We start from the raw sequence: 18,670 nt of genomic DNA, 5'->3' as shown, positions 1-18,670 counted from the left end.
GATCCAATCATCGATACCATTCAAAGTAATATGGTCTTCCTTGCCCGTGAGAACTAGTTTACCCGCATCTGTTAATCTTACTCGCCAATTCTCGAACTGAACAGGCAAGGGTTCACCGTATTGAGGAAGTCTGTCACCCCCGGTAAGAGAGATTAACGGATGTTCACATAACCGGAGCTGCTCTAACATACCCCAGAATTGCAAATCACCTAAGCCAAAGTCATTGGCTTTCTCGCTGACATGTTGAAATAACGAATAAAGAGAAACCTCTGTACGGTCAATCTCCTCTAGAATGAGCTGCTCCAGGCTGCTCAAACCATTTTGCATAGAGGGATAGCGCCCTAGATTAGCCTCTAGAGCCCTTTTAAGAAAAGGCAGCTCCGACAAGTCCTCCTCCATCAAAACTGCCAAAGACAACGGTTCAGAGGCCGAATAGGCACTCCACACCTTAGCAGCAAGGTTAAGCTGCCCTTCTGTTACTGGCCACACCTCATTGTAGAGTTGAGGAATTGTTTGTTCGATCTTTTGATCATATTGGATAAGCGATAATCGCGTTTGGCCACTGTGCAGATTAGATAGTCGTGTTAATAAATAACAAAGCATCAACTGGTCAAAAAGATCCTGATCAAACCATAGGATAATTTCGCTTGCCTCATCTGAGAGCATATCCAATTGCTTTTCTTGATGAAGCGTGGTGGATGTAAACAGATCTTCCGGGATCCCATGCTTTCGAAACAGATAGGAGGCCCTTATGGGTAAAAGGAGACTATCCGACATTTGCATGCCGATAGGCCCCTCATATAGAGACTCGCGCCATACCAGAATTTCACCATCTATGCTCGACTTACGCAGTTTATCTCCAAAAGCGTCACCGTTCACAATATGCAGCTTTCCTGGCATGGCGCAACCCTCTTTTCACAAATTTAATTTAACCTTCACCCAGCAGCTGCAGAAGCTCCTGCTCATCATCAATAATCCGAATGCCAAGCTCCTGTGCTTTGGTCAACTTGCTGCCGGCGCTCTCTCCTGCAATAACGATGTCCGTTTTCTTAGAAACACTGCCGGTAATTTTGGCCCCAAGCGCTTCCAGCTTCTTGGCGCATTCGTCGCGCCCCATAGTGGAAAGCGTACCCGTAAGCACAACCGTTTTGCCAAAAAACGGATTGTCCGGGCTAGCCAGCATGACGGCAGGCTCCTCGGCAATCGGGTTGACGCCGGCGGCCAACATGCGCTCAATACTGGATACCATGACAGGGTCACGGAAAAATGAGTAGATGCTCTCGGCGACAATACCACCCACGTCTGGGAGCGCGATGAGCTCCTCCGGCGTTGCCGCCATGATTTTGGGCAGGCTGCGATAATAATCGGCCAGCACTTTGGTTGTCGTTTTGCCGGAGTTGGGAATGCCTAGTGCATATAGGAACGACGCGAGGTCGCGAGATTTACTTTTCTCCAAAGCGCCTAGTAAATTGTTGACCTTCTTCTCCCCGAACCGGTCAAGCTTCACCAGATCGTCGAACTTCAGCGTATAGAGATCCGCAGGATCGTTGACGCCAAGCTCTTGGTGCAACTGCGAAGCCGTCATCTCGCTGAAGAACTCTATGTCCATCGCATCGCGCGAAGCAAAATGCGACATACGGCCAACGAGCTGCGGGCTGCAGCCAAGCCGATTCAAGCAGAACAGATGCGCACCACGCATCTCCAGCTCGCTGCCGCAAGAAGGACAATGCGTCGGAGCGATGATTTCCTCGCCGTCATTCTCCTCGGTCACTTTACCGAGAATTTCGGGAATGACGTCATTGGAGCGACGAATGTAGACGAGGCTGCCTAAGGCGTGCTTGAGGTTCTTACGCTCGATGTCGCCGACGTTATTCAACGTACAGTTCTGTACGGTAACGCCAGCGAGATCTACAGCTTCTACGCGAGCCAACGGCGTAATTTTGCCGGTGCGGCCTACTTCCCAAGATACGCTTTGCAGAATCGTTGTCGCTTCTTCGGCTTCAAACTTGTACGCGATAGCCCAGCGAGGGAACTTCTCCGTATAGCCAAGCACTTCCCGCGTGCGCATGTCCGTAAGCTTAACAACGCTACCATCGATGAGGAAGTCAAAACCTAAACGTTCTTCGGCGATCCGCTCCAGCTCTGCACTTACTTCTTCGATCGTATTGAAATACCGTGTACGATTGCTGATTTTGAAATGGTTGTCCCTTAGGAACTGAACCATATCCGCATGGTTAGCAAATTGAATATTGTCCGAATAACCTACGTTATAGAAGAAAGCGTTCAGTTTGCGCTCTGCGGTTACTTTGGGATTCAGGTTACGCAGTGCTCCGGCGGCTGCATTACGAGCGTTTTTGAGCGGCTCTGCGGCCGTCTGATTGTACTCTTCAAGGACAGACAGGAACATCATGCCTTCACCCTGCACCTCAATCGTCCCTTGATCATAAGGAATCTCGAGCGGGATAGATTTAATCGTCTTGATCTGTGCTAAAATCCCTTCCCCTACGGTACCATTCCCACGCGTGGAGGCCTGTTTAAGCTGACCCGCTTCATAGGTAAGATTGAGCGTAAGCCCATCAAACTTTAATTCCACAACATAAGTAGGGTCCGGCAAAGGTGTTTCCGGGTTCTTGCTGTTATAGTCGGCGATCAATTTAAGAACACGTGTGTGCCAGGTTTGCAGATCTTCCGCATTTTGCGCTTTGTCCAAGCTCCAAAGACGGGCTAGATGGCGGTGCGGTTCGAAACCTTTCAGGATATCGGCGCCCACACGCTGGGTTGGGGAAGAAGGCAGGATGGTTCCCGTCTCCTTCTCCAGCGCTGTTAATTTATCATATAAAGCGTCCCACTCAGCATCCGAAATCGTCGGTTGATCGAGCGTATAATAATTATGATTGTGCTTGTTAATTTCTTGGATGAGGGTTTTCATTGCCGCGATGGCATCTGTCATTACGGGCTCTTCCTCTCTAATGGGAAATGGGTAATCCAAGGTTGAAAATTCCTGCCCCTACACTTTGGTAATCGGGGCGAATTTCGCCAGCAGGCGCTTAAGTCCATTAGGCGCCGGAAAAGCAATTTGCAGCTCGGTGTCGTCACCCGAGCCTTTCACGGACACTACGGTGCCGACGCCCCACTTGCCATGCGACACTTTGTCGCCGGCTTTGTAGTCCGGCACCGGGCCGCCCGCGGCAGGCTGCGGAGCCCGGAACGCAGGCGGCTTCACAGCCGCCGCAGGGCTTGGCGCAGCCGCGCCGGCACTTGGCCGTCCGAAGGAGGACGGCGTGCCCCAGGCAGACGAGCCGCCGGAACCGCGGCTCGTCGAGGCGGAGGCGGCGCTGCCGCCTCCGCTGCTGCCCCACGAGCTGGTGCGGCCACCTCGTGAGAAGCCTCCGCCGATGGAACCTCCCATCGAGACTTTCTCCAGGAGTTCCGGCGGAATCTCCTGCAGGAATCGCGATGGCGCGTTAGCGGCGGTGCGGCCAAAGAGCGTGCGCATACGCGCGCACGTGAGGAATAGCTCTTCCTCGGCGCGCGTGATGCCGACATAGGCCAACCGGCGCTCCTCTTCGAGCTCTTCGTTATCCGCAAAAGCCCGGCTGTGCGGGAAGACGCCTTCTTCCATCCCGATGATGAACACAACCGGGAATTCCAGACCTTTGGCGCTGTGCATCGTCATTAATACGACAGCGTCTTGTTCTTCCTCAGGTTGGTCTTTATCTAAGGTATCGATATCGGCGATAAGCGCCAAATCGGTCAAGAACGAAATGAGGGACTTATCCTCGTTGCGTTTCTCAAAGTCCATCGTCACGGACAGGAACTCTTCAATATTTTCGAGACGAGCTTTGGATTCAATCGTATTTTCCCGCTGCATTTCCAAACGGTACTGAGACAACTCCAGCACCTTCTCGGTAAGTTCCGTCACGGATAAGTATTCAACCATCCGGTTCAGATTATCGATCATCTCACGGAAATCAGCCAACGCGTGCTTCGCTTTGGCATTAATCTCCAGAACGTCGATTTCCTCCAGCATGGCAAATAACGAAATCCCGCGGCGTCCCGCCATCTCCGCAACTTTATCCATTGTGGTGCCACCGATACCCCGCTTCGGAACATTGACGATCCGATTCAAGCTGATGTCATCGTTGGGATTGGAAATGAGCCGCAAGTAAGCCAAAATATCCTTGATCTCTTTACGATCATAGAACTTCACGCCGCCAACAATTGTATACGGGATGTCGGATTTAATAAGAATCTCCTCTATTACCCGTGATTGCGCATTCGTCCGGTAGAGGATGGCATGATCGGCGAACTTTTTACCTTTGGACTTGTTTTTGTTAATTTCACTTGTTATGAAATAGCCTTCTTCATGTTCCGTGTCGGCTTGATATAGCTTGATGCCTGCGCCGCCCTCTTTGTCAGTCCACAAATTTTTGGGCTTACGGCCCGTATTGTTGGCGATGACTTTGTTAGCCGCGTTCAAAATATTCGAGGTGGAGCGATAATTTTGCTCTAATAAAATGGACGTGGCATCCGGGTAATCATTTTCAAAATTAAGGATATTCGTAATGTCGGCTCCGCGCCAACGGTAAATGGACTGGTCGCTGTCCCCTACAACGCAAATGCGCTTATGTTTGGCAGCAATCATTTGACACAGCATATACTGCGCCCTATTCGTATCTTGATACTCATCGACGTGAATATATTGAAATTTGTTTTGGTAGTAATCCAGAACTTCCGGTACTTCTTTGAACAAATGAATGGTAGCCATAATCAGGTCATCGAAATCCAGGGAGTTGTTGCTTCTCAGCTTTTTTTGGTAAAGCGTATAAATTTTCGAGGTCAGTCCGTCGAAGTAGTCACCGATTTTATCTTCAAATTGTTTAGGAGAAATAAGTTCATTTTTGGCTGTAGAGATCGCCGCTTGAAACGTCTTGGGCTCGTACTTCTTCGTATCGATGTTGAGTTCCTTGCAGCAGGTTTTGATCACGGAGAGTTGGTCGCCTGAATCCAGAATCGTAAAATTCGAGGTGAAACCGATTCGCGAAATATCTCTGCGCAGCATACGCACACACATGGAGTGAAACGTGGAAACCCAGATATCGTTCCCGCTCCCGCCAACCAGCTTGCCTACACGATCCTGCATCTCACGTGCTGCTTTATTCGTAAAGGTTAACGCTAGAATGCTCCATGGCGCCGCTTTGCGTGTGCCGATCAGGTAAGCGATCCTATGCGTGAGCACCCGCGTCTTTCCGCTTCCCGCGCCAGCCATAATCAAAAGTGGACCGTCAACCGCTTCAACCGCTTTGCGCTGCTGGGGATTCAACCTTTTAATCGCATCTAAGATATTGACTGTCTCGTTCATTAAGTTACCTTCCTGTTCTATCAAAATTCACGTTCACTGTCTGAAGCGCCTGCTCCAGATCACTATAGATGATGTTGCCTACGACAATGGTATCTGCCACTTCCGCCGCTTGCTGCGCTTTGGCTAAGCTGTCGATCCCGCCCCCATAAAATAAACGGGCATTCTCCAGAACTTGCCGCGTCCTCCGCACCAGCTCCATATCGCCGAAAACACCGCTGTATTCCAAATATACAATTGGCATGTTAAATAACTTGTCCGCCATTCGCGCGTAAGCCGCAACGTCTTTGGCATCCAAGTTCGCACGAGCTTTCGTCAGCTTTGCCGCCGCAGCCTCGCTATTGAGAATCACATAACCTTCCGTTACAATCTCATCCCAATTGAGCAGGGAACCATACTCTTTCAACGCCTCATGATGCTGCCCGACGATCCAATTCGGATCTTCCGCATTGAGCACCACAGGAATAAAATAGAGATCGAACCCGGGGACGATAGCCTCTTGGCTAGAAATTTCAAGTACACACGGCAATTCGTACTGGCGAATCCGGGCCATGAGGTCTACGGTATTATCAAACGTAACACCCGTTGAACCTCCAACCATTATCGCATCCGTTCCCGACTGACAAATGAGGTCTAGCGCCTCATCGGATATATCACGATCAGGATCCAGCTTAAAAACATGATTCCACTTCCGTATATCGACAATCAATTGTTTCCCTCCGATTAGGCGGCAATCCTGCCATACTATCAACAGTCTATGCTACCCATTCGGGTGTGTCAAATGACAAAAGACGGGCTATTTGCCCGTCTTTTCAAAGAATATGCTTGTAGCGTGTTCTGATCTTCACCCGAGCTTGTTTTCCGCCCGAATACGCACAAATGTTCCCACTTATTTCACTTCAATGTTAAGAATTTTCTCGACATTCAGATCTTTGTGGTCATTTTGCTGAAGTTCAAGGCGAATCTCGTGTTTACCAGCAGCTAAATTGTTCAGCGTTAGCGGACCTGTTTTGCCGATCATCGCTTTCTGCTTGCCGTCCACGTACAGATGCAGATGTCCTTGTCCCTGTACATTCGCTTTATCCATACTATCGGCTGATAGTTGGAAATTCGTTGTTTGGTACGTAATCGTTACATTTCTGCCATCCACTTTGGAAACTTGCGCATCAATGGCCGGTTTGGCGCCGGAAGCCACCGTTTTCACACTGCTCTCTGCTTGGCCACCTGCCACCGTTGTCGCTACCTTGGGGCCTGCTCCGGTTGAACTAATGACTTCCTCTTTAGAACCGCATGCAGTTGTCACTGCTCCAAGTAACATTAAAGTCGCTGCGCCGTAAATCCACGTTTTTTTCATCAGCTCTACTCCCTTTTCCCATAAGTTTGGACATCCTTGTTCCTTATATATGTGTGACAAGCCGCTTCCATACCTTGATTATGAGAAAAGTGGGACAAAATCAAAAAAATAGTTGGGACACAGAAAAAACAAAGACGCCCTAAGCTTATCGCTGCGGACGTCTAATGGATTAAAAGCTATATTTGCTGCCCTCATGCTGTTTGTTCATGTAGGAGTTCTCGCCAGTTACATTGGAAGTTTGGCGGGAAGCGATGCTTGAATTCGCCGATTTGCCGGCCATGCCAGCATTCTCTGATGCTCCATAAGCGGATGATGCCCCGTAGCTTTGGGAGTAGCCATAGCTATTTTGACCGTAGCCTTGCCCTTGATTGTTATGCACGGCGTTCGGATACTGGGACGTATTGATGATTGGTTGGATTGGCGCCTGATGTTGATGCAGGCCAGCGATTGGATTGTGCTGTTGGCTTTGCGCCTGCTGGTGCTGATTTTGGGAGTACTGCTGCTGTTGTTGTTGTTGCGGCTGCTGCTGGGAAATCCCCATCGGCTCCTGCTGTTGGTAGCTCATCGTTGGTGTTTGGCTCAAATTCTGGTGCACGAAAGACTGCAGCTGAGCTGCGGTCTGGCTTTGCTTCTGCAGCTCCTGTTGGATTTGCTGCTGCTCAGCGGGCTGTACCTCGTAGTATCCGAGTTTTTGAATTTCTTGAAATAATGTCGCATGACATTGAAGTGTCTTGGTCAATAAAGTTTGAAAGGTCTGTTTAATTTGAGGATTCACGGCTTCTGTGACCGCTGTTGTGTACTCCCCTGCACTGCGTTTCAACTCAGATAGTACTAAATTAGCAAGATCCTGCTCTTGCAAAAGCACTTGGTGTTGCTGCTGTTGCTGCTGTTGTTGGTAGGCATTTTGTTGATACATGCTTCTTGCACCTCCTCTGTGTACGTGTTAGTGGGTCAAGCCTGATTGCTGCTGCAGTGTGTTGATGAGGATGCTGACGCTTTGGAGCCGTTCCTGGGATAGTTGGGACATGGTTTGCTTCAATGATGGACTTTGGCTGCCAACAGAAGCGTGCACGCAAAGCTTTGCTAACAAATCTTCATTCTTCAACGTATCCGATAGGTACGAGAGCTCCTTGCCGGTAATGGTTTGGTTCCCTTGATTGTTGTACATGTGAATGTTACCCTCCTTTCCATTCCTTCTTTGTAGGTTTCCCAAAAATTGCCGTTTTATGTCGTTTGGTAAAAAAATCCTGAAAAAATTGTCCAATGAAAAAAGCCCCGAACAGCATGTAGCTGTCAGGGCTTTTTTTCTATGAAGCAGGCTGCGCCGGCTTACCGGCATAAGCATCCGCTAATTTCTGTATGTCTGCCGCCGCAATTTGGAAGGACCATGTCCCGCCCTGCTTAGCCAGCCAGACTTGGTCTTGGCTTACTTTACCTTCGTAAACCTCGGTAACATCTTTGCCGTCTACAGACAAACCAAGCTCGATTTTGAGCTCGCCGCCTGCCGTCGGCTTCTGAGCAAGCGGCTGTGGCAGCTCCGCGCTATGCAGAAAGACCAGCTCATCCAGCAATGGACTCGCATCCGCGCCTTTCAGCTCCTTATCGCCAAGCTTCCAGTTCGCCTCAGCAGCCACCTTGTCTTTGTCCGTTTTGGCAAGTGTCCAGGTTTGACCCTTCCACGTGACCTTCACCGACTGAACCTTGTCATTCTCGATCTTGAACGGGCTTGTTTCGGCAAAATCAACCGGAGCCTTGTTCAGCGAAGACAAAGATTGATCACTGACTTGGTAAACAACCGGAGAACCTTCCACTTGAACGTAGGAGAAACCTTCGATTGGAAGAGCAGTTCCGACCAGAAGCCCCTTTTTAGAGCCATCTTTCATCGTAACTTCATAAGTGCCAACAGGCTTATCTAAGCCATAATTGGCTAAATTGCTCGCTTGTTCTTCCACCACTTTGGTAGAAGTCACTAAACCGATAGCATCCAGCCACGAATCAACCTGATTCGTATTCATTGGCGCCGCAGCCGGCGTTTTCATTTCCCAGCCGCTGTCCGTACGGTTCAAATCAATCTGCTGCTCTTCGGTTTTCACCGCAAGGGACTGCACGTCTTCCTGTTTTAGCGTGAGAAGGGTTTTCGGTTCTTCTTTTTTCTCTTGAAAGAAGTCTTTGCTCGATGCGTACCAGAAACCGCCGATACAAATAACCACTAACAGAATCGTAGGAATAAACCGTTTCATCCTCTTCTCCTCCTCCACCAGATCAAGCCGCCGATGACTAAGAACAAGAGCGGTAAGAACACGATCGTGACTAAGAAAATCGTATTCGCCTGGCTAGGCGTAATCATCGCTTGCTGGAAGGCATCTCCTTGACGCGGACGAATCGTAATTTGATCCTTCTGCTCCTGCAGCCAACCGATACTGTTCATTGCAAAATCTTTATTCCCTTGGTTCTGAATATCTTGATCCAATACAAACGTCGAACCACCAAGAATAACAGCCTTAGGCTTATTATCTTTGTTCGAAATCGCATAACCCAAGTTCAACGGGCCTTTAACATCCGTCGCGTCTTGTTTGGTTTTGGATTGTGCCAACAGGTTAATGTCGGTTTCACCGTAAGCTTTGTCAGTCGTTTTCAAAAGCAGCGATTGCGTGTAATCCGGCGCACTTTCATCTGCATTCAAGCTCACTGCCAGCGACAGCATCGTAACGAGATTATTGCTGGAAAGCTTGTTGGTAATGTCATGAGGACCGTAGTCCGGAATGATCGTTAATGGATCGTAAAGCGACGTTTGTTTTGGTTCAATCGCAATTGCGTGTTGATCCTGAATACCATACGTTTTCATGATGGCATCGATATTTTTCCACTTGGTCGCCATATCTTTATCAAAGCCCAGCGCCATGTAGATTTTACCTTTATCCTTCAAATAAGCCTTAATCAGATCAGCTTCTTTGTCGTTCAAATCGTTTTGCGGACCTAGCAGCATAAGCATCTGCGCGTCGTCAGGTATTTTACCCTCAACATACAGATTGAGATCCTTCACCGTATAATTGGCGGCTTCCAGACTGCTTCTCAAGATCGACATCGCCGTCAGCGGATACTCTTGATGGCCGGAAAGCATGTACACCGTGTGTTTCTCCGTAGATGTTAGGCTCGTAATGGCTTGCGTGAACTTCTCTTCCCCGGAAAACGTGTAAGATCCGTCCTGCTGACCCACAAACAACTCGTAGAAATTCACGTTCTGTTTCTTGGTACCCATTTCAAAAACGAGCGTGCCGCCTTGATCGACGCCATATTGCTTAGCCATAGACGGCTGTTTCAGCATATCGTATTCGTCATACGTGATTTTGCTGCTTTGCTTCTTGTACTCCTGGATCATATCCGTAACCTGACGCGTTACGAATTCATTGTTGTCGCCGCTATTTGTAAAAGCAATGACATGAATATCTTGATTTAGATTTTTAAGCGTGTTGACTGTTTGCTCCGAAAGCGTGAAATTTTTGTTTTTCGTCAAATCGACCTGAAAGCCTTTCAGCGAGTGAAGGAAAATGGTCAGAATGATAAAAATACCGATCACCGCGATGGATAAAACTGTCGCATTCGTTCCCCGTATCCACTTGTTCATCCCGCTCACCTCCAACGCTTTCTTTCAAGGACTTGTATGCTAAGAACGAGAAATACCGCTGTTAATGTGACATAAAAGAGGATGTCTCCGCCATGCAGAACGCCTTTTTGCAGGTTCGTCAAATGGCTAGTCAATGAGAATTGACCGACATAATCTTTCAGCTTGCCTGTCATGCTGGAGCTCACCCAATCAAGCAGCCACAGCAGCAGCAAAATCACAAAACCGGTAATACCCGCAACCATCTGGTTGTTAGACAGGCTCGACGCGAACAAACCGATAGCCATCATCGCGCACCCTATCAGGAACATGCTTAGATAGGACAGCCATAGTACCGGCTTATCCATCTCGCCGAAAGCGGACATGATAAGCGGATAAATCAAGGAAATTGCCACCAGTCCCACCTGCACGATGAAAGCGGACAAATATTTGCCCATCACAATTTCACCGATGCCTGCAGGCGATGTAAGCAGCAGCTCATCCGTGCCTTGACGGAATTCATCCGCGATCAGACGCATCGTCAATAACGGGATGATAAACAGATAGATAAACGAAGTGTTGCCTACCACGGAACGCGCATCAACAATCGGCGGCTGACCGCTTACAAAATTGATGTAGAAGAAGAAACTGGACAGCAGCACATAGAAAGCGAAGGCTACATAAGCAACTGGCGAAAAGAAATACATTTGCAGCTCTTTCGAGCAGATCGCCCAGATTTTACGCATCGTTGTCTCCCTCCTCTTCCGATTTGCTGTCCGCTTCGGCAGGCTCGTCCGTCGTCAGCTTGAGGAAAATATCCTCCAGGCTGAGGCTTTCGCGCTTCATCTCGAGAATCGGGTATCCTGCGCCGGCCAGGCGGAAGAACAGATCCTCCCGGATGTCGGAGCGATCCGCCGAAGTGACGAGCAGCTTCACGGACTCCTTGGCGGCCGGAGCTTCTTCAGCCGCAGGCTCTGCGGATGCTTCCTCTACCGGAGCTGGAGCATCAAGCTCCTTCACGTCAGCGACCGTGTCCAAGCTGCGAAGCTCGGTCAAAATCCGCTCGCGAGGTCCCTTGACCTCGAGCGACACTTCAAACGTCTCGCCCATCGTGCGGCCGAGATGCTCAGGACGCTCGTCGAGTACGACGCGGCCTTGGTTAATAATGAGAACGCGGTTACAAATCGCGTTGATTTCCGGCAAAATGTGCGTGCTCAGCAGCACTGTGTGGTTCTCGCCCAGCTCATGAATCAGCTGGCGGATTTCGATGATCTGCTTCGGATCGAGGCCTGACGTAGGCTCGTCCAGAATTAGCAGATCCGGTTGGTGCAGAATCGCTTGCGCGAGGCCCAAGCGCTGTTTGTATCCTTTGGACAATGAGCGAATAATCTGCTTCTCGCGGCCTTGCAAACCGAGCTTGTCGATCGCTTCGCCGACGCGCAGCTTCTGCTCCCGTGCCGGCACATCGCGAAGATTCGCGATAAAGCGCAGGTACGATTGCACCGTCATTTCCGGATAAAGCGGCGGCGTTTCCGGCAAGTAGCCGATTTTGCGGCGCGCTTTCTTCGGATTGTCCGCCATGGAGTGGCCGTCCACCAGGATTTGGCCGTGCGTCGGATTCAAGTAACCCGTAATCATGCGCATTGTCGTTGTTTTGCCAGCACCGTTTGGCCCTAAAAAGCCGACGATTTCGCCGCGCTGCATCGAGAAGTCGATGTTGTGTACGCCGCGATCATTTTCGTACAGCTTGCTGACTTGTTTGACCTCAAGCATCCAAGATCCCCCATTCATTCTTTCGTTCATAGTAACCATCATCACTATACGCGTGGAACAATAAACCAACCTTAAGCAAATCTGAAAAATACATTAAAAAGTTGTGTCTGAATTGTGAACGGATTATGTTGTTTAAGCCTTAATTTCAGTCTAAACCAGCAAAAGTTAAGTTAAACACGGAGAATGAAATACTTCTGCTTCGGGGTGAGCGCGTTTGGGCGGAGCTTTTCTAGCGATAATGCCGAAATAGCGGAAGCTGAGGGCACTATTTGTGTCCTCAGGGTTATTCTAGAGCTTTTTGGGGAACTGCAGGGCCTTATTTCTATGGATTGGTGGAAAATCAGCCAATTTCATAAAAATAAGGGTCCCTAGTTCCCCTTCGTGCATTTAGGCGCCCATTTCGCAGAAATAGCGCCCTGTAGTTCCCTCAACACAACGTGGAAGGCAGGCTGGGAAATAAAAAATAGACCATAAACGGCAAGCGTCTATGATCTATTATTCGATAATTTATTTCACCAATTGACCGCGAGTTACGCCCAACTGATTAGTAGCTTTCAGTGAACGCCACACTTGCGTCCCGCTGATTTCACCGTTAATCGCACGGCGGTACAAGCTTAGAATCTCATGCACCTTGTCCGGCGTCTCTTCAAGGAACTCTACACGGAAAGAGCGAATGCCCAAATCCATGAAATGGTTCAGATATTCAGCGCCAGATTGATCCACTGCATTGTAAACCGTGTTGCGGCAGCCTTCATCGACGCGAACGGGATGCGACATCCCGACCCGGTCCTGCAAGGACACATGGTGATCTTCACATGGACGACCACAGTTCGTGAAGTCTGTACCTTCGCTCAAGAACGTGCAGTACACGCAGTGCTCCGTATGGAACATCGGCATATGCTGATGTATGACGACTTCCAGTTTGGAAGTTTCAGCGCGGCCAAGCAGATCAACCATCTGCTGAATGTTTAAGTCGTAAGATGGCGTAACCTTAGACAAGCCTGCATCCAAGAATAAGGAAGCTGTCTTGTGGTTAGCTATATTCAAGGAGAAATCGCCAATAAGCTGCGGCTTAGGTCCATTCGGATGCTCCAACTGATGCTTCAAAAAGAAGTAAGCAGCACCTGTATTCCGAATTAGCACGGCATCAGGATTTAGCTTCAAGATATTGTTAAAATAGCCCGTTTCCCCAGGCATATGAATTCTCGGCGTCGCCAAGGCAATTTTGCGCCCGGCCGCATGCACAGCTTCAACAGCCGCAGGGAACTGCTTAATAAATTCAAAATCAGCGTAAATCATTTGAACGTCGTCTTTTTCAAGCACGGCCTTCACTTGATCCAGGTTACGGCAAAGTGCTGTAAGGTGCACCCCGCTGCGATCCGCTAACGACAACGCAGGCGCCTGCCCAGCGGCTTGTCGCTCTGCAGCCGGCTGAGGCACGTCGTCATAAACGCCGATCTCACGCTTCATGTACGCACGCGGCTTCTGACGCTCGTCTTCCATAAGCTCTACCGCGCTGCGGCGCATAGCATTAAGCTCGCGCATCGGCACGATGAGTTCACCGTTTAACTGAACATCTAAATCGCTAAGCGCATAGATCGTACCGCCAAGACGGCCAAACTGATCAGCGAACAGCTGCTCATCCATCGGTCTTTTCTCTGCACGAACAAGCGGAAGTTCGGATTGTACGAAGACGGTATGGCCGCCTTGCACATCGGTCCACCAGCTTTTGAGCGGCTCGCCTTCAGCGCCGGTAATCTTGATGCTAACCGGGAACGTCCGGTAAGGCTTATCGGTCTCAAACGTCTGGCGCAGACGTTTGTCCAAATGCGGATCGTTCGTCTTCCAGATCCGATCCCCCACATGCAAGCGGCTCAGATCCACATCATTGCGTCCAGCAATGATTTCGATAATGCCGCCCTCGGCTTCGCCTTCGATTTTCTCGCCTTTGCGGCGCAAATCGTAGATGCGGCCGCCTTCTTCCTTCTTCGTCGGATCTCCGGCGTCGAATACAATCCCGTCTCCGCGCTTGATCGGCGCTTCAAGCTCACAAACCACACCGTCGCGCAAAATCTGCTTCACGCGGCCAACGAACACCCCGCGGCTCTTCGGAAACGTACCGTCGACGAGCTGTTTATTGTTGGTTCCATTCAAGAAACCAACGGTAAAACCACGCGAGAAGCTTTGCTGCAGCTCGCGAACTTCCTCTTTCGAAGGACGAGCATCTTTGCCTTCAAAATAACGATCAATCGCGCTGCGGTACTTGCTCACGACGTTAGCCACGTATTCAGGGGTTTTCAAACGCCCTTCAATTTTGAAGGAGCACACGCCCGCTTCGATCAACTCAGGCACAATTTCAATAGCCGCCAAATCTTTTGGCGACAGCAAATACGCCACGTCGCCCATCGGCTTTTGCACACCATCAATCATCAAATCATAAGGCAAGCGGCAGGCTTGTGCGCACTCTCCGCGGTTAGCCGAACGGCCGCCCCACATTTCAGAGGTCAGACACTGGCCCGAATAGGACACGCAAAGTGCGCCATGCACGAACACTTCCATCGGAAGCTTCGCTTGGTCCCCGATTTGTTTAATTTGCTTCAAATTATTTTCGCGTCCCAGAACGACCCGTTCAATATCAAAAGGTTTCGTAAATTCAACAGCTTCAGGCGATGTAATCGTCATCTGCGTGGAACCGTGAATCGGGAAATCCGGAGAGATTTCACGAATCATTTTCACAAGACCAAGATCTTGCACAATGACCGCATCCACGCCAGCATCGACACAAGCTTCAATCAACTGCTTTGCCTCGCTCAGTTCTTCCTCAAATACTAGAATGTTAAAAGTCAGAAAACCCTTAACGCCGTAAAGATGAAGGAACGACATAATATCCGGCAGCTCGGCCATCGTGAAATTGTGCGCGCGCGCTCTAGCATTAAATTTCTCCACACCAAAAAACACGGCATCCGCCCCATTGGCAACAGCCGCTCTCAAACAATCCCAATCCCCCGCAGGGGCCAATAATTCTATATCTTCTCTGCGTATCGTACGCATGGCAGCAAATCCTTTCAATAATAGATCCTCAAGCGACCCTCAAAGTCTTCTCTTTAGTGTAACAGAAACGATAGGTAGGAATCTAGGGCACAACCATTTCCAAACCCGGTCAATATCCGACAGCCTCTGCAAATTCCCAAACCTTACCTGCATGCCGGGTAACCCTTTAAAAGTTAACAAACTTACCCATGAATGCTATAATGTCAAGGATAGTGACCATTTTAGTAATCGAGGGATCCTTTTGGTTTTGTCGAAAATACGCATTTTAAAAATTGTTATCGGACTAGCCCTCGGTTTCCTATTGGTAGTGGGCCTACTTCTATTTTTGCCAAAAATAGAGGAAACCAAGCTTCTCTACGCAACTAGTGGAGATTCGTATGATACGGCGGCTTATGGCAACTTTTCGCAGAGCTTGCAGGCTGGCATTTCCGTAGATAAACAGAAGCTAGCAGCCCTATCCGCTAGAAAGCTGAAAACATACGATGCTATCTATCTGGACCCGGCGCTAGCCGAAGATCCCGCATGGACGGAGCAGACAACAAAGCTTGTAAGCTATGTGAAGCAAGGCGGGCATTTGCTAGTCGAAAATGGATTCGCCCCCCGACTGCCGCTTGATTTCCTTGGGGCATCAGAGCTTGTTAATTTGCAGAAGGTTTCGCTTACAGGTTTAGGAACGCCGCAATTGGCAGCAAATACGCCAAGCCTTAGCTATCCCAAGGTTTCTATGAATTTACAAGGCGTGCAGACAACCTTTCAATTGTTTAGCGAAAGCTACCTCAAGCATCATACGATGGAGGACCTTCCGGGTTTTCATATGGGGTACGGCTTCGTTCCGTCGTCAGGACAGACCCTTGTTGCGATGAATGTGTCTGGCAAAGCTGTTTCGCTGGCTATGGAGAATGGTGTAGGGGAAGGCACCGTGTTGATCTCTAGCAACTTCTTGCCTAACCGTTACTTTCCAACCGGTTACGACATGCAAAGCGGTGCCGACCTGAACCTGGGCTTCGCTCAGCTGGCAGCCAAATATCAAGCCACAGGCAAATCAACGCCGGGGACGACTTACTTCAATAAAAGAGCTTTACCGATTGATCCATATTTCAACTTTGATTTCGCAGCGGCCAACATGCAGTATCGCAGTGAGCTGTTGTCGTATGTAGCCAAAGAGACGCTAGGTTACAGTGTTCGCAAAGTGCTTGGTCCTTACGGCAGACCTGCCATGGCTTTTCAGAATCACTTTGAGGCGATGCCGGCCATCCAACACAAAGATGGCATCGCTTGGGCCGAGGAGCTCAAAAAGTATAACGAGATTCCCTCGTTCACCCTCGTGCGCAACGCTTTCTATTGGGGGCAATGGCGCGAGAGCTTAACGGTGCAGCTCAACACCGGAACGAATGCGCAGCCGACATTCGTCGGGGAATTGCCCGGCTCAGGCTACGCAAGCGGCCTGCACGTGATGTCAGCCGGCAAGCCGCTGCGGCAGGCGCTGTTCCCGCAATATCGCGATCTGGCGAGCGCGATCGAACTGCCCTACCGCGCGTACCCGGCCACCGCGGATCTGAACGGCGACGGCCGCACCGACGTGCTGGCCGGCAGCGCGGACGGATTCGTGTACGTCTACACGAATCAAGGGCCTGATCCGGCGGCGTACACGAGTGAGCCGCCGCCTGCGGGAATGGCGCTGCCGGACACGTTCGGCGCGCCGTCGAAGCTGCTGCTGGAGTCCGGCGTGCCGCTCCAGCTCAGCCCTTACAGTGCCGTTCACGCCGCAGACGTGAACGGGGACGGCCGCCCGGACCTCGTCGTCTCCGACGAGTCCGGGGCCGTGTATGAGCTGCCGCAGCTCGCTGGCGGCAGGTTCGCGAAGCCCGCGGCAGTGCGCGCGGGCGGGAAACCGCTGCAGCTGCCCGGAGGGGCTGCAGCGCCGTACGTCGCCGATATCGACGGCGACGGCAAGCTCGACCTCGTCCTAGGCGGAGCCGATGGACGAGTATTGCTCTACAAGGGCCGCAGCGCAGCGGCCCTCACTTTAGAGGCAGGCAGCGAGATTCTCACGCTGCCCAACAACGCCGCGTACGCTGCGCCTGCCGCACGCGACATGAACGGCGATGGCCGACTCGATCTCGTGGTCGGCAGCAGCGACGGGGACCTGCAAGTATATCTCCAAAGCGCCTCTGGCGCTTGGACGAATACGGGTCCTCTGGAAGGCACAACCTTAAACCAGGTCGGCAATCGGGCATTGGTTGCCGGACATAACTCGGTTCCGCTATGGCTGGATCTTAACCACGACGGCAAAGACGATCTCATCGTCGGAGGCATCGAATTCGGATCCCCTGTGGCAATTGATGATCCGCAGTTCCCATATCAAGCCGAGCTGAAGGAATTCATCCAATATGCACGTGATAACCATCTAGACTTAGATCCGCACACTTTTGTGCACAATTTCAAAAGCGCTGAACAGGAGCAAGCGGAGCTTGCCCTTCATAAACAAGCCTTCGCCAAGTTAGGCATTCCTTGGCTGCATCCCGGCACGAATCAGCACACATGGCGAATAAATAACGAAGATCATCAGCAAACACTGCGAAGCGAGGAACAGGACGGAATGTGGTATAATTTCGGCTTCCTGCCTTCAGAATCGCCCGTTATTTCCCGGCCTGAGTCGATATGGTCGCTGCCGTTCCTACTGCAAGACAAACAAGGCAGCACGGACCGTACCATGCTGATACATACACCGACACCGGTGCTGCGCACAGGCGACTATGCCACGACGGATGTATTCGAATCGATGGTCAAGCTGGACATGCCGATTGATTATTTCGAGCACATCGAGTACCATTTTCCCGAACCGGCCAAAATCGCTGATTTGACGCAGTTCGCTGACTATTTTGACAAGCTTCGCACGAAGCATGATTATAATTTCATGACCGAGAAACAAATGGCCAAATCCTTCTTAACCGCTATGAAAAGCGAGGTTCGGATTAGCCAGTCATGGGCCTTCTATTTATGGGACAGGCTCAAGGATCGTTTAGCGGGTGGCAGCCCGCACTTCCATGCGACTCTCACACCCAACGCGAAGGCAGTGCCTAGCTTGGCTGAAGAGTATACAGGAACGCTAGGAGTAGTCATAGAAAAAGGCGAGAAACTAGCCTTGTACTCCCTGCAAAGTGATTCAGATACCTATACGACGATTGATAACCGTTTCTATGTAGGATTGGCTGGGCCATCCGCCATCGGCATTGCGCCGGCCAAAGAACGGCTGCATATTGTGCGTGCTAACGTCCCTTTTTCCCTGACAGAGCAAGGAAATACCCGCAATTTAGAACTCAAGGCTTCTGGCTTGCAGCAAGTGAAATTATTCAGCCCTACAGAGCTTGAATTCACAGGCGATGCCAAAATCGAGTATGACGCAGCAAACCATCTCTACACGATTACCCGATACGGAGATGTAACTACGCTTTCGTTCACAAGCAAAGCAAAGTGACCATGCACTTGCGCTGAACTACTTTCTACTTTTTAAAAAATAACCTTAAATTTC

General features: G+C 50.2%; 13 protein-coding genes (1 of these 13 running past the window's edge). 1 reads left to right on the top strand and 12 read right to left on the bottom strand.

Annotated features, from left to right (window positions below; genetic code table 11):
* The 12 genes from ACKTT9_RS00870 to ACKTT9_RS00815 form a co-directional block, all read right to left on the bottom strand.
* Positions 1–900 carry the 5' portion of a DUF1835 domain-containing protein gene (locus ACKTT9_RS00870; protein ID WP_407870171.1) on the bottom strand. The gene continues 75 nt to the left of window position 1, outside the view, so the window shows 900 of its 975 coding nt (coding positions 1–900); the start codon lies at positions 898–900; the stop codon falls past the left edge of the window.
* A gap of 28 nt (positions 901–928) precedes the next feature.
* The gene (ligA, locus tag ACKTT9_RS00865) at positions 929–2,950 is read right to left on the bottom strand and encodes an NAD-dependent DNA ligase LigA (RefSeq protein ID WP_407870170.1); all 2,022 of its coding nucleotides are present in this window, start codon (positions 2,948–2,950) and stop codon (positions 929–931) included.
* A 57-nt stretch (positions 2,951–3,007) separates the two neighbouring features.
* On the bottom strand, positions 3,008–5,362 hold the full coding sequence (gene pcrA, locus ACKTT9_RS00860; protein ID WP_407870169.1) for a DNA helicase PcrA: 2,355 nt from the start codon (positions 5,360–5,362) through the stop codon (positions 3,008–3,010).
* A gap of 4 nt (positions 5,363–5,366) precedes the next feature.
* The gene (locus tag ACKTT9_RS00855) at positions 5,367–6,068 is read right to left on the bottom strand and encodes a heptaprenylglyceryl phosphate synthase (protein WP_407870168.1); all 702 of its coding nucleotides are present in this window, start codon (positions 6,066–6,068) and stop codon (positions 5,367–5,369) included.
* A gap of 180 nt (positions 6,069–6,248) precedes the next feature.
* Complete coding sequence (locus ACKTT9_RS00850) at positions 6,249–6,713, bottom strand: DUF6130 family protein (protein ID WP_127453250.1); 465 nt, start codon at positions 6,711–6,713, stop codon at positions 6,249–6,251.
* A gap of 169 nt (positions 6,714–6,882) precedes the next feature.
* Complete coding sequence (locus tag ACKTT9_RS00845; protein ID WP_407870167.1) at positions 6,883–7,629, bottom strand: spore coat protein; 747 nt, start codon at positions 7,627–7,629, stop codon at positions 6,883–6,885.
* A 27-nt stretch (positions 7,630–7,656) separates the two neighbouring features.
* Complete coding sequence (locus ACKTT9_RS00840; RefSeq protein WP_127453252.1) at positions 7,657–7,881, bottom strand: hypothetical protein; 225 nt, start codon at positions 7,879–7,881, stop codon at positions 7,657–7,659.
* A gap of 139 nt (positions 7,882–8,020) precedes the next feature.
* Entirely contained in the window at positions 8,021–8,953 is a 933-nt protein-coding gene (locus ACKTT9_RS00835) for a DUF4340 domain-containing protein (protein WP_407870166.1), read from the bottom strand.
* Entirely contained in the window at positions 8,950–10,338 is a 1,389-nt protein-coding gene (locus ACKTT9_RS00830) for a GldG family protein (RefSeq protein ID WP_407870165.1), read from the bottom strand. Before ACKTT9_RS00830 ends, ACKTT9_RS00835 begins: the two co-directional genes overlap by 4 nt.
* A 5-nt stretch (positions 10,339–10,343) precedes the next feature.
* Positions 10,344–11,060: an ABC transporter permease subunit gene (locus ACKTT9_RS00825; RefSeq protein WP_127453255.1), complete on the bottom strand. Its 717-nt coding sequence runs from the start codon at positions 11,058–11,060 to the stop codon at positions 10,344–10,346.
* Positions 11,053–12,087: an ABC transporter ATP-binding protein gene (locus ACKTT9_RS00820; RefSeq protein ID WP_407872935.1), complete on the bottom strand. Its 1,035-nt coding sequence runs from the start codon at positions 12,085–12,087 to the stop codon at positions 11,053–11,055. The genes ACKTT9_RS00825 and ACKTT9_RS00820 overlap by 8 nt, the downstream gene beginning before the upstream one ends.
* Before the next feature lie 507 nt (positions 12,088–12,594).
* A complete protein-coding gene (locus ACKTT9_RS00815; RefSeq protein ID WP_407870164.1) occupies positions 12,595–15,138 on the bottom strand; it encodes a DUF3656 domain-containing protein in 2,544 nt (847 codons plus the stop codon).
* Positions 15,139–15,463: 325 nt separating this feature from the next.
* Here ACKTT9_RS00815 and ACKTT9_RS00810 point away from each other — a divergent pair, with 325 nt between their 5' ends.
* On the top strand, positions 15,464–18,616 hold the full coding sequence (locus tag ACKTT9_RS00810) for an FG-GAP repeat domain-containing protein (RefSeq protein ID WP_407870163.1): 3,153 nt from the start codon (positions 15,464–15,466) through the stop codon (positions 18,614–18,616).
* The last annotated feature ends 54 nt before the right edge of the window (positions 18,617–18,670 follow it).

Origin of the sequence: Paenibacillus sp. P36 (assembly GCF_045866505.1) — a bacterium.
GTDB lineage: Bacteria > Bacillota > Bacilli > Paenibacillales > NBRC-103111 > Paenibacillus_E > Paenibacillus_E chondroitinus.
The sequence above is the reverse complement of the archived record's forward strand: the minus strand, read 5'-3'. Positions and strand labels throughout refer to the sequence as shown.